We start from the raw sequence: 12,741 nt of genomic DNA on the forward strand, positions 1-12,741 counted from the left end.
TACGCCCTGGGGGAGCCGGAACCGGTCACCGCGCGCATGGCGGCCACGGTGCGCCTGCACGCGCTGCTGGCCGCCGAGGCGCACACCACCGTCGTCGCCGCGGGCGCCCTCGCCCGGCCCCCGCGCTGCGGCCGCCACCTGTACGCGGACCTGGCCCCGCTGCGCCCCGCGCTGACCGCGCACGGCGTCGGCGACGCACAGGAACTGGAGGACTTCCTCACCGCACGCCTCGGCATGCCCGCCCCGGGCGGGCACCGCTTCGGCGACGACCTCGAAGCCCCGCGCGTGCGGCTGTCCACCGGCGCACTGGTGGGCGGTTCCGACGCGGAACGCGCGGAATGCCTCACCTCCCCCACGCCGTTGGAACTGCCGCAGGCACACCGCGCGTTGAGCCGGCTGAAGTCGGTCTTCGACGATCTCCGCGACGAAGCTCAGGGATGGGAGCCTCCTCGATGACGCAGCAGTCCGAGTCGACCGCCGGCACGACCACCCGGGCACCCGACGAGCCCGCGCTCCCGTCCCCCCTCGCGCCCCCGTACCCGCCCCTGGCCGAACCCCGCCCGCTGGCCGAGCGGCGGGTGTGGCCGCGCACCTTCCACGACCGGCTGACCGCGCCGCTCCCGGGCCTGAAGGCCATGGCCCGCTTCGCCCGCGAGGGCGCGGTGAGACCCGGCCCGGAGGGTCTCGCCGACATCCCCCGGCTGCCCTGCGCCCCGGCCCCGCTGCCCCGCGTCGACGCCCGCACCGTCGCCGTCACCTGGGCGGGACACGCCAGTTGGGTGCTGCGCATCGGCGGACTGACCGTGCTCACCGACCCGGTGTGGTCGCGCCGGATCCTCGGCACCCCGGCCCGGATCACCCCCGTGGGGGTCCCCTGGGAGGACCTGCCGCACGTCGACGCCGTCGTCATCAGCCACAACCACTACGACCACCTGGACGCCCCCACGCTGCGCCGCCTCCCGCGCGACACACCGGTGTTCGTCCCGGCCGGGCTCGCGCGCTGGTTCCACCGCCGCCGCTTCACCTGCGTGACGGAGCTCGACTGGTGGGAGGCGGCCGAACTGGACGGCGTCCGCTTCGACTTCGTCCCGTCCCACCACTGGTCCAAGCGCAGCCTGACCGACACCTGCCACAGCCTCTGGGGCGGCTGGGTCCTCACGGACCAGGAGGGCCAACGCGTCTACTTCGCGGGCGACACCGGCTACGGCCACTGGTTCTCCCGCATCGGCCGCCGCTACCCCGGCATCGACCTGGCCCTGCTGCCCATCGGCGCCTACGACCCCCGCTGGTGGCTGCGCGACGTGCACTGCGACCCGGAGGAGGCCGTCCGCGCGGCCCAGGACCTGGGCGCGACCAGGATGGCCCCCATGCACTGGGGAACGTTCGTCCTGTCGGCGGAACCGGTCATGGAGCCCCTCACGCGCGTACGCGCGGCCTGGGAGAAGGCGGGCCTGCCCCGGGAGAACCTGTGGGACATGCCGGTCGGCGCGTCAAAGGTGCTGCAAGTGTCGTAGGGGCGCGGGGAACTGCGCGATCAACCACGGAGAACCCGCACCCCGAGAACGACCGCACCCGGAACGGCGCTACCGCACCCGCCGCACCACCGCCGGCACCGCACTGATCAGCACGGTCAGCACGATCGCCGCCACCACGCCCTGCCACGGCTCGGCGAACAGCGACCCCCCGAGAATCCCGATCAACTGGTACGTCGCGGCCCACGCCAGACAGGCCGGCAGATTCCCCCGGGAGAACCTGCGCATCGGCCACTCGGCCAGCAGACAGGCCAGCATCACCGGGATACGCCCCGCCGGCACCAGCCGCGACAGCACCAGCACCGCCACCCCGTGCGCGGCGAGTTTCTCCTGTGCCTGCTCCAGCCGGTCCTCCGGTGCCCGCGACCGGATCGCCTCCAGCCACCGCGACCCGTTCTTCGACTTCAGACCGCGCCGCCCCAGCCAGTACAGCGTCGCATCGCCCAGGAAGGCCGCCAGCGACGCCGTCACGAACACCATCGCCAGCGAGAACGGCGCCGTGCGGTGCACGGCGACCACCGCCGCCGAACTCACCAGCGCCCCCGTCGGGATCACCGGCACCAACGCCCCGGCCAGCACCAGCAGAAAGAGCGTCGGATACCCGATCGCCTGCTGCGTCGACTCGGGAACCACGGACGCGGGTGTGACGGCCGACGCCGCGAGCAGGGACACACCGGTCAGCGCCACGGGCGCGGACCAGATCATCGCGCCCCCTCCAGGCGCACGCTCTCCCCGTGCCCGAGCCGGTGCACCGCCACAGCCGGCGCGTGCCGGGCCGCGAGCCGGACGAACTCGTCCCCCGGCGCATGGAACTCGTGGGGGCGCACGGCGTCCATGCCGATCGGCCAGTACGTGCCGTAGTGCACCGGCACCGCACTGCTCGGCGCCAGCCGCTCCAGTGCCTGCGCCGCCCGGCCCGCGTCCAGGTGCCCCTCGCCCAGGTACGGTCCCCAGCCGCCCACCGGCAGCAGCGCCACCTCGACCGGCCCGACCTCCTTGGCCATGTCGTCGAACAGGCCGGTGTCCCCCGCGAAGTACGTCCGGGCCTCGCCGGATATGACGTAGCCGAGGGCGGGGGAGCGGTGCGGCCCGAACGGCAGCCGCCGCCCGTCGTGCCGCGCGGGCACGGCCCGTACGACGATGTCGCCGACCTGGGTCTCGTCCCCCGGAGCCACCTCGCTCACCCGCAGGTGCGTGAGCCGGCGCAGACCGGGCACCGCCCGGCGTGCGCCCCGGGGCACGAGCAGGCGCGTGCCCGCGGCGAGCCGCATCAGCGACGGCACATGCAGGTGGTCGGCGTGCAGATGCGACACCAGTGCCACGTCCGCCCGCAGGGCGCCCGGGGGCGGCAGCGCTCCGCGCCGGCGCCGCAGGTGTGCGAGCCGGCGTGCGAACAGGGGATCCGTGAGCACGCGCACGTTCGAGTCCTCGACGGTGCAAGTGGCGTGACCCCACCAGGTGATCTCCACCGGCACTTCTTTGCCTCCTTCGCGCGACTCCCCCGAAGCCTACGTGCAGGAGTAGGGTCGGCGGCGAAACCGGAGGTGAGGGGGCGCCATGGTGCCGGTGCGGGTCACGGCGATCGCGAGTCTGACACCGCTGGAGGAGCTCGACGACGACCCGTTCCTGGTCGACTCCCGCAGTCAGCACGCGATGTGCGCCCGCTGGGCCGCCGAGCGGGGCTACGTGGTCAGCCGGGAGTTACTCGTGCGGGGACTGCGGCCCGACCACGGCGCGCTGTGGGACGGCGTCCGCCCCGGCCTCGACGTGTTCGTCGCCCCCAGCCGGCGGGTACTGGAGAGCGCGCTCGCCTCCGTCGAGGAGTTCACCGCCGAGTGCGCCCGTCGTGGTGTACGCGTCGAGACGGTGGGGCATGCGGAGCCTGCGTACGACGCTGCGATGAAGGCGTGCGTGCACCGGCGGCTGTCGATGCCGACGGCCGGCTACGACGGGCGCTGACGCGTCCCCGGCCATGGCCATGGCCGGGGGACGAAACGGCGCGACCGGGCGTTGAGACACTGTGGGGGAGGGCCCGCGACGGCTGCGGGCGGGAGACGTGAGGTGGCTGGGCGTGCGGGGCGTGCGGTGGCGGCGGGCCGCCAGTCAGGTGGGTCGGAGCACCGCCGTGTGGGCGGTCTCCACCGTCACCATGCTCGTGCTCGCCGGGATCCTCCCGGACTTCCGGCTCCGCTCGGAGAACGGCGACAGCGCCACCGACATCGCCGTCACGGCGGCCTTCGGCGCCGGCGCCTTCGGCCTGCTGTCGGCCCTGGTGTGGCCGCTGCTCGTGCGGCTCCTGCTCCTCGTCCCGGCGCTCGTGCTCGGACTGCTGGTGTTCTTCCTGAACGGCGCGCTGCTGCTGGTCGCCCTGCACCTCAATCCCGCCGAGCGCGGTGCCGCCGCCCCGGAGACCGCCGTCGTCGTCGCGGCCGTGATGTCGGCCGTGGCGTCGGCGACCGGCGCCGCCCTGGCCGTGCGTGACGACGAGGCCTACCGCCGCAGGCTGTACCGGCTCTCCGACCGCCGCCGCAGGGCAGGAGGACCGCCCTGCCCGCCGAGCCCCGGCACCGTCTTCCTGCAACTGGACGGCGTCGGTCACGACACCCTGCTGGACGCGGTCGGCAAGGGCCTGATGCCCACCGTCGCCCGCTGGCTCGACATAGGCGACGGCGGCCGCCCCACCCACCGGCTCACCCCCTGGCGCACCGACTGGTCCAGCCAGACCGGCGCCAGCCAGCTCGGCATCCTGCACGGCAGCAACCACGACGTCCCCGCCTTCCGCTGGTACGAGAAGGACACCCGTGAAGTGGTCGTCTGCAACCGCCCGACCAGCGCCGCCGAACTTCAGCGCCGTGCCGTCGAGTACGCGGGGCACGGCGGGCTGCTCACCGTCGACGGCGCCAGCCGCGGCAACCTGTTCAGCGGCGGTGCCGAGCAGCAGGCCCTCGTGCTGTCCATCGCCACCCGCCGCCGCTCCCGGGAGAACCGCTCCCGGGACGGCTACTTCGCCTACTTCTCCGACCCCGCCAACGCCGTGCGCACGGCGCTCTCCTTCATCGCCGAGGTCGGCCGGGAGATCGGCCAGTCCACCCGCGCCAACCTGCGCAGACAACGCCCGCGCGTCTCCCGCGGCGGCCTCTACCCCCTGGTCCGCGCCTTCGCGACCGTCGTCGAGCGGGACGTCGTCGTCGCCGCCGTGACGGGCGACATACTCGCCGGCCGCACCGCCGTCTACGCCGACCTGGTGGCCTACGACGAGGTCGCCCACCACTCCGGCCCCGCGAGCCGCGACGCGCAGAAGGTCCTGGAGCGCCTCGACCGCTCGCTCGCCCTGATCGAGAACGTCGCCGAGCACGCCCCGCGCCCCTACCGGATCGTCGTGCTCTCCGACCACGGCCAGAGCCCCGGGGAGACCTTCCGCTCCCGCTACGGCCTCACCCTCGGCGACCTGGTACGGGCCGGGTGCGGCATGCCCGTGCCGCGCCGGGCGGAACACACCCGCAGCGGGGCCGAGGCCCGCGCCGCCGTCCGCGCCGCGCTGCGCATCCCGGTGGAGGAGGCGGGCGAGCAGCGCCGCCCCGGGCGCCGCGAGGAGCCGATCGTGCTGGCCTCCGGCAACCTCGGCCTGATCTCCTTCCCGGACGTCACGCACCGGATGAGCAAGGAGGAGATCGACGCCCGCCACCCGGCGCTGCTGCCGACCCTCGCCAACCACCCCGGCATCGGTTTCCTGCTGGTCCGCAGCGACGAGCACGGCGGTGTCGTCCTCGGTGCGCACGGTGCCGAGATCCCGCTGGCCGACCTCGACGACGACACGGGCCCGCTCGCCCCGTTCGGCCCGGGCACCGCCGACGCGATACGCCGCACGCATTCGTTCCCGCACACCGCCGACATCATGGTCAACTCCCTGCACGACCCGGCCGACGGCGAAGTCCTCGCCTTCGAGGAGCAGATCGGCTCCCACGGCGGCCTCGGCGGTGCCCAGGGCAGACCGTTTCTGCTGTCCCCGCTCGGCGTCTCAGCGCCGGTCGGCGCGGGCGAGGAACTGGTGGGAGCCGAGCAGGTGCACCGGGTGCTGCGGCGCTGGCTGCGCGAGTCGAACGGGCCGCAGGTGCCGCTGGAGGCCGCCGCTGAGGAGCGCGCCGCCTGAAATTCGGCTGCGCCCACCGAGGCCGTACGCCCACACTGTTCGTCCCGGACGCCGCACACCCGCGCGTCCGTCTCGGACACCCCTGAGGAGTCGCTGCTTTGCAGGCAGCCGTCACTGTCACGCCCGCCCGCATCCCGGACCTGCTGCTCGGCCTGGCCACCGTCCGGCCGGTCTTCATCTGGGGCGCTCCCGGCATCGGGAAGTCCTCCCTGGTGCGGAACTTCGCCGAGTCGCTGGGCCTGGAGTGCGTGAGCCTGCTGGGCACCCAGCTCGCCCCCGAGGACCTCATCGGCGTCCCGCAGATCCGCGACGGCCGCTCGGTGTTCTGCCCGCCGGAGACGATCGCCCGGGACGAGCCGTACTGCCTGTTCCTGGACGAGCTCAACGCGGCCACGCCGGACGTGCAGAAGGCGTTCTACTCGCTGATCCTGGACCGCCGGATCGGCAACTACGAGCTGCCCAAGGGCTCGATCGTCATCGGCGCCGGAAACCGCGCCACCGACAACGCCCTTGCCCGGCCCATCGCCTCCGCGCTCGTCAACCGCCTCGCGCACGTGCACCTGGAGGCCTCCGCGGCTGACTGGCTGACCTGGGCCGGGAACAACGGCATCCACTCCTGGATCGTGGACCACCTCACCGACCGGCCCGACCACCTGTGGTCCAGGCCGCCGAAGACGGAGGAGCCGTTCTCCACGCCACGCTCCTGGCACCTGCTCTCCGACGCCCTGTACTCCTTCGGCCGGGACCTCGACGAGGAGACCCTGAAGGTCCTCGCCCACGGCACGCTGACCCCGGCCCACGCGACCGCCTTCTGCGGCTACGTCAAGGTCGTCCGCAGCCGGTACGGCATCGACGCCATCGTCAAGGGCGACGCCCGCTGGCCGAACCGGCCGGAGGACCGCGACCTGCTCTACTACCTCGCCGACTCCTTCCGCGGCCGCCTGGTCAAGGAACTGCCCGCGAGCAAGGAGCACATGTCGGCCAACGGCCGGCAGACCGCCTACCGCGCCAAGTCCCTGCTGGTGCAGCTCGCCGAGATCTCCGTCGAGGTCGCCCAGACGGTCATCGCCTCCGACAGCGACGGCAACCCCGTGCTGCCCTCCTGGTTCCTCGTCGAGGCGGCCCGGGACATGCCCCGGCTGGTCGAGGCCCGCCGGTGAGCCGGAGCCCCGCCAAGAAGAAGCGCGACCTCGCGGGCGAGGCCTTCGCCGAGGGAATGCGACTGCTGAGGGCCAACCCCGCCCTCGCGGCCGTGGAGTTCGACGTCTGCCGCCACGAGGAGTGCCGTCTCGCACCCCGCGACGGGCTCGTGGTCGTCGACTCCGACGGCGACCTGCACGTCCACCCGCTGCGCCACGCCGAGCCAGCGGCCTGGGCCTGGGCGCTCGCCCACGCCGTCCTCCACCTCGGCTTCGGACACGTCCCGGCCGTCAAGGGCGAACGCGTCCAGCCCGACCGCTTCGACCTCGCCGCCCGCTGCGCCGTCGTCAACCGCTTCCTGCTCGGCTTCAGCATCGGTGAGACCCCCGAGCACCTGCCCGCGTCCTACCCCGACGGCGACGAGGAGCAGCTCGCCGCCCGCTGGCGCCGCGACGGGCTGCCCGCCGTCTACGAGCGCTGCGGCACGGCCGGCGACGAGCCCGACCAGCTGCTGACGCGGTGGACGGGCTGGTCCCAGCCGCCCGACTGGCAACTGGCCTTCGCCACCGCCCTGACCCGCACCGTGTCCGCCGCGATGGACATGGCGGGCGGCCGCCGCGACAGCCTGGACGGCGAGGTGCCCCGGCCGCGCCCCTGGCAGCGGGCGCTGAGCTGGTTCATCTCCTCCTACCCGCTGCTCGGCGGCATCGCGTCCGGCATCACGCTGGTCGCCGACGCCGAAGTCGCCCGCGCCCACGGCATCGCCATCGCGGCCGTCGACGCCGAGGCGGCCGAGATCTACATCAATCCGCTGCGCGGGTTCGACGACGAGGAGTGGCGGTTCGTCCTCGCCCACGAGATGCTGCACGCCGCCCTGCGCCACGGCGACCGCTGCGGCACCCGCGACCCGTACCTCTTCAACGTCGCCTGCGACTACGTCATCAACGGCTGGCTGACCGAGATGCAGGTCGGCAGCATGCCCGACGGGCTGCTGTACGACCCCGGGCTCGCCGGCCTGTCCGCCGAGGAGGTCTACGACCGCATCACCGGCGACCTGCGCCGCACACGCCGGCTGGCCACCCTGCGCGGCAAGGGCGTCGGCGACATCCTCGGCGGCCCGCTCGGCCCGCCCCGCGACTACGTCGACCTCGACGCCTTCTACCGCCGCGGTCTCGCCCAGGGCCTCGACCTGCACCAGCGGCAGGAGCGCGGCTTCCTGCCCGGCGGCCTGGTCGAGGAGATCCGCGCGCTGAGCCATCCGCCGCTGCCGTGGGACGCCCGACTGGCCCGCTGGTTCGACGAGTTCGTGCCCCGCCCCGAGCCCGTCCGCTCCTACGCCCGCCCCTCGCGGCGCCAGGCGGCCACCCCCGACATCCCGCGCGCCGGACGGTACTTCCCGCCCGAGGAGATCGCCCGCTGCACCTTCGGCGTGGTCCTGGACACCTCCGGCTCCATGGACCGCGTCCTGCTCGGCAAGGCCCTCGGTGCCATCGCCTCCTACGCCGGGGCGAGGGACGTCCCGGCCGCCCGGGTCGTGTTCTGCGACGCCGCCCCGCACGACGCCGGCTACCTGCCCGTCACCGAGATCGCGGGCCGGGTCCGCGTCCGCGGTCGCGGCGGCACCGTCCTGCAGCCCGGCATCGACCTGCTGCACCGCGCCGACGACTTCCCGCCCGGCGCGCCCCTCCTGATCATCACCGACGGCTGGTGCGACGTGCTGCGCGTGCGGCGCGAGCACGCCTACCTGATTCCGCGGGGTGCGCGGCTGCCGTTCACCGCCCAAGGACAGGTCTTCCGCGTGAGTTGAGCCGTAGTGTGATCGGATGGGGGACACGGGGCCCGGTGACGGGCCCGCACGCGAGTCCGCATGCGAAAGGAAGAACTCGTGGCTACCACGCGCTCCGCACACACGGTCTGGGAAGGCAACCTGCTCGAGGGCAACGGTGTCGTCACCTTCGACTCCTCCGGTGCCATCGGCGAGCAGCCGGTCACGTGGGCCTCGCGCGCCCAGGAGGCGAACGGCAAGACCAGCCCCGAGGAGCTGATCGCGGCCGCCCACTCCAGCTGCTTCTCCATGGCCTTCTCCAACATCCTCAACAAGGCCGGGACGCCGCCCACCAAGCTCATCACCTCGGCCGACGTCTCCTTCCAGCCCGGCGAGGGCATCACCGGCATCCACCTCACCGTCGAGGGCACCGTCCCCGGCATCGACGAGGCGGCCTTCCAGGCCGCCGCGGAAGAGGCCAAGGTCGGCTGCCCGGTGAGCCAGGCCCTCAAGGCCACCCCCATCACGCTGACCGCCAAGCTCGCCTGACCTGCGTCATCCCCGCCGCGCGGGCCCGCCCGGCCAGGGCGGCCCGCGCGGCGGCGTCGGTTCGCCACCCCCGGCCGGGGGAGGAGCCAGACGCCTCGAACCGCCGGGCCGGAAGGAACGCGATGCTGCCGGGAACGTCCACCAACGCCACGGTGCTCGACTCCGCCACCCGCGACCGGACCCGTGTCCTGCTGCCGTTCAGCCTCTCCGGACGGCTCCGCCCCCGGAACACCGCCCTCGGCGCCCTGGTCGACCGCTACACCTATGGCCGCTTCGCCTCCCACCTGATGACCAGCCAGGACGTGCTGCCCGTCCCGGTCCTCGACGAGCAGGCCGCGCCCCGGCGGCTGCGGCTGCCGTACGGCGACCACGGCCTCGGTCCCGCGCCGTTGCGGATCCTCGTCGTCACCTGCTTCGACCGGGAGCGGATCGAGCTCGACGACCGCCCGCTCCCGCAGACGCCGGCCGCGCAGCTCGGCGGACGGCCGCTCGCCCACGGCCAGAGTGTGCACCAACTCGTCTTCCCCGGCGGCCGGTTACAGCGCGAACTGCTCAGCGCCGACGAGGCCCGCAAGGCCATCCTCCTGGACGAGATCGTCTACCGCGGCCGGATGCCCTGGAACCCCGCCACCCCCCACGACGCGAGCCTCGCGCCCCACGTCAGCGACCACGGCGCCACCCTGTCCGCCCTGGGGGGCGTCTCCGTCCAGGCCGGCTGGGCCCCGCACGTGCGGAACGGCCTGGTCCTCGTCGCGGTCGGCATGATCTCCGCCCTGTCCGTGCTCCAGCGCGCCCGGCTGGCGGCCTTCGCCATGATGAAGGCCAACGAGCAGGCCCTGACCGACTCGCCCACCGAGATCCGCTCCCTGATCTCCCGCCTCTCCGCCGGCGTCGACGAACTCCGGCTCGACCTGGCCTTCGGCGTCGAGGCCTACGTCGACGGCCTGCTGATCCCGGAGATGGTCCCGGAGGCGTTCCAGGCCTCGCCGCGGGACGCCCTCGGCCTCCGCGGCAAGCCGGAGAACTCGGCCCGCACGGTCGAGCGCCTCACCTCGGTGATCAGCGCCCGCTCCGCCGCCCCGGACGCCGAACTCGCCGAACGCGGCGACCGCCGCGACCGCACCGTCTCCGGCCTGGTCGCCGCGGCCACACTGATCGCCCTGCCGCCGACGCTGCTACTGGCCTTCTTCGGCGTGAACGGCACGAACGTCGACGAGCACCGGTCCATCCTCGACGTGCGCGCCCACGGCACCGCCTACGCGCCGGTCCGGCTGCCCTTCGTCGTCCTGGTCGTGATCGGCTGGATCCTGCTCAGACGGGTCAGCACGGGCTCCGGCTCGCTGCTGCCCGCGCCCGACGACGCCTTCGCCCCCGTCCCGCCTCCCCGCTCGCCCTCCGGGACCCGGCGACCATGACGCCCCGCCCCGCCGTCTCCGCCCACCGTGGCGGCTCCGAGCGCGCCGGCCCCGCCACCTGGGAGGCGTACGAGGACGCGATCGGGTCCGGCGCGGAGTACGTCGAGTTCGACATCCGCCGCACCGGGGACGGGGTCCTCGTCGTCTACCACGACCCCGGGGTCGGCCCCGCCGGACCGCCGCTGTCCGCGCTCACCTATGCCGGGCTGTGCGAGCGGGCCGGGTACGCCGTGCCCGTGGTGGACGAGGTCATGGCGCTGATCGCCGGGAAACTCGTGGCCCACCTCGACCTCAAGGAGGTCGGCTACGAGCGTCAGGTGGTGGACCGGGCGGTCGCCCTGCTCGGCACGGACGGGCTCGTGGTGACCACACTGGAGGACCGTTCCGTCGCCGCCGTCACCCGGAGCCACCCCGGCGTGCGCACCGCCCTGTCCCTGGGACGCGACCGCCGGGAACTCGCCCTGGCCCGGCTGCCCGGCACACGGCTCAGCGAGCTGTTCCCCGCCCGCCGCATCCGGGCCTGCGGGGCGCACGGCGTCGCCGTCCACCAGCGGCTGGCCAGGACCAACGTGCTGCGCGAGGCGACCCGCCACGGCCTGTTCACCATGGTCTGGACCGTCAACGACGACACCCTCATGCGGGCCTTCCTCGCCCACCCGCGCGTCGACGTGCTCGTCACCGACCGGCCCCGGCGCGCGGTGTCCCTGCGCGGGCCGATCACCCCATCGCGGCATTGACAACAGCGCACTCAAGTTTTGTGCTGGATGGTGTGGAGAGTCGTCGCCCTGGCGGAAGGGGACAGCGATGGGACGAGCGGTCGGGATCGACCTCGGAACCACGAACTCGGTGGTCGCCGTGCTGGAAGGCGGCGAGCCCACCGTCATCGCGAACGCGGAGGGGGCCAGGACCACACCCTCGGTCGTGGCCTTCGCCAAGAACGGCGAGGTGCTGGTCGGGGAGGTGGCCAAACGGCAGGCCGTGACGAACGTGGAGCGCACCGCCCGCTCGGTCAAGCGGTACATGGGCGACGCGCACTGGCGCTTCCCCGCCGAGGGCGACGTGGACGGCACCCGCTACCGGGCGCAGGAGCTGTCCGCGCGGGTGCTGCAGAAGCTGAAGCGGGACGCGGAGTCCTACCTCGGCGAGGACGTCACCGACGCGGTCATCACCGTCCCCGCCTACTTCGACGACAGCCAGCGGCAGGCCACCAAGGAGGCGGGTGAGATCGCGGGCCTGAAGGTGCTGCGCATCATCAACGAGCCGACGGCCGCGGCCCTCGCCTACGGACTGGACAAGGAGAACGACCAGACGGTCCTCGTCTTCGACCTCGGCGGCGGCACCTTCGACGTGTCGCTGCTGGAGATGGGCGAGGGCGTCATCGAGGTGAAGGCCACCAACGGCGACACCCACCTCGGCGGCGACGACTGGGACCAGCGGATCGTCGACTACCTGATCAAGCGCTTCAAGGGCCAGAACGGCGTCGACCTCGCGGGCGACAAGATGGCCGTGCAACGGCTGCGCGAGGGCGCCGAGCGGGCCAAGATCGAGCTCTCCAGCTCGACCGAGACGACCATCAACCTGCCCTACATCACGGCCTCCGCCGAAGGGCCCCTGCACCTCGACGAGAAGCTGACCCGGGCCCAGTTCCAGGAGCTCACCGCCGATCTGCTGGACCGCTGCAAGGCACCCTTCCACCAGGCCGTCCAGGACGCCGGCGTGCAGCTCTCGGCGATCGACCACGTGATCCTCGTCGGCGGCTCGACGCGGATGCCCGCGGTGACCGATCTGGTCAAGGAACTCACCGGCAAGGACCCGCACAAGGGCGTCAACCCGGACGAGGTCGTGGCCGTCGGCGCCGCGCTCCAGGCGGGCGTCATCCGCGGCGACGTCAAGGACGTCCTGCTGCTCGACGTCACCCCGCTGTCCCTGGGCATCGAGACCAAGGGCGGCATCATGACCAAGCTCATCGAGCGCAACACGACCATTCCGACACGGCGTTCGGAGATCTTCACCACGGCGGCCGACAACCAGCCCTCCGTCGGCATCCAGGTCTACCAGGGCGAACGGGAGATCGCCGCGTACAACAAGAAGCTGGGCGTCTTCGACCTCACCGGCCTGCCGCCGGCGCCGCGCGGTGTCCCGCAGGTCGAAGTGGCCTTCGACATCGACGCCAACGGCATCATGCACGTC

11 protein-coding genes and 1 pseudogene are annotated in these 12,741 nt (G+C 73.3%); 10 read left to right on the forward strand and 2 right to left on the reverse strand.

Annotated elements, in window-relative coordinates; all coding sequences use genetic code 11:
- Together GTY56_RS36980 and GTY56_RS36985 are read left to right on the forward strand one after the other, a co-directional pair.
- Window positions 1-456 (forward strand): annotated as a pseudogene (locus GTY56_RS36980) (pyridoxal phosphate-dependent aminotransferase); the annotation flags it as partial.
- Complete coding sequence (locus tag GTY56_RS36985; RefSeq protein ID WP_161369641.1) at window positions 453-1,514, forward strand: MBL fold metallo-hydrolase; 1,062 nt, start codon at window positions 453-455, stop codon at window positions 1,512-1,514. The pseudogene GTY56_RS36980 and the gene GTY56_RS36985, both read left to right, overlap by 4 nt.
- Window positions 1,515-1,583: 69 nt before the next feature.
- Here GTY56_RS36985 and GTY56_RS36990 read toward each other — a convergent pair whose 3' ends face one another.
- Entirely contained in the window at window positions 1,584-2,237 is a 654-nt protein-coding gene (locus GTY56_RS36990; protein ID WP_161369642.1) for a DedA family protein, read from the reverse strand.
- Window positions 2,234-3,007 carry an MBL fold metallo-hydrolase gene (locus GTY56_RS36995; RefSeq protein WP_161369643.1) on the reverse strand — a complete coding sequence of 258 codons (774 nt, stop codon included), beginning with the start codon at window positions 3,005-3,007 and terminating at the stop codon, window positions 2,234-2,236. The genes GTY56_RS36990 and GTY56_RS36995 overlap by 4 nt, the downstream gene beginning before the upstream one ends.
- 82 nt (window positions 3,008-3,089) lie before the next feature.
- Here GTY56_RS36995 and GTY56_RS37000 point away from each other — a divergent pair, with 82 nt between their 5' ends.
- The 8 genes from GTY56_RS37000 to dnaK all read left to right on the forward strand — a co-directional run.
- Window positions 3,090-3,491 carry a hypothetical protein gene (locus GTY56_RS37000; protein ID WP_102913940.1) on the forward strand — a complete coding sequence of 134 codons (402 nt, stop codon included), beginning with the start codon at window positions 3,090-3,092 and terminating at the stop codon, window positions 3,489-3,491.
- A 112-nt stretch (window positions 3,492-3,603) separates the two neighbouring features.
- Window positions 3,604-5,682: a phage holin family protein gene (locus GTY56_RS37005; RefSeq protein WP_161369648.1), complete on the forward strand. Its 2,079-nt coding sequence runs from the start codon at window positions 3,604-3,606 to the stop codon at window positions 5,680-5,682.
- A gap of 98 nt (window positions 5,683-5,780) precedes the next feature.
- Window positions 5,781-6,842, forward strand: coding sequence for an ATP-binding protein (locus GTY56_RS37010; RefSeq protein WP_161369644.1), 1,062 nt, complete (start codon window positions 5,781-5,783; stop codon window positions 6,840-6,842).
- A 56-nt stretch (window positions 6,843-6,898) separates the two neighbouring features.
- The gene (locus tag GTY56_RS37015) at window positions 6,899-8,629 is read left to right on the forward strand and encodes a vWA domain-containing protein (RefSeq protein WP_161369649.1); all 1,731 of its coding nucleotides are present in this window, start codon (window positions 6,899-6,901) and stop codon (window positions 8,627-8,629) included.
- Window positions 8,630-8,707: 78 nt separating this feature from the next.
- Window positions 8,708-9,136, forward strand: a complete 429-nt coding sequence (locus tag GTY56_RS37020; RefSeq protein WP_033309150.1) for an OsmC family peroxiredoxin — start codon at window positions 8,708-8,710, stop codon at window positions 9,134-9,136.
- A 122-nt stretch (window positions 9,137-9,258) separates the two neighbouring features.
- Window positions 9,259-10,551 (forward strand): hypothetical protein, encoded by a 1,293-nt coding sequence (locus tag GTY56_RS37025; protein ID WP_161369645.1) that lies wholly within the window; start codon window positions 9,259-9,261, stop codon window positions 10,549-10,551.
- A complete protein-coding gene (locus tag GTY56_RS37030; RefSeq protein ID WP_161369646.1) occupies window positions 10,548-11,288 on the forward strand; it encodes a glycerophosphodiester phosphodiesterase family protein in 741 nt (246 codons plus the stop codon). Before GTY56_RS37025 ends, GTY56_RS37030 begins: the two co-directional genes overlap by 4 nt.
- A gap of 67 nt (window positions 11,289-11,355) precedes the next feature.
- Window positions 11,356-12,741 (forward strand): molecular chaperone DnaK (gene dnaK / locus GTY56_RS37035; RefSeq protein WP_161369647.1); only part of this gene is annotated, 1,386 nt, incomplete at its 3' end.

It is taken from the genome of Streptomyces sp. SID5643 (genome assembly GCF_009872555.1).
GTDB lineage: Bacteria > Actinomycetota > Actinomycetes > Streptomycetales > Streptomycetaceae > Streptomyces > Streptomyces iakyrus.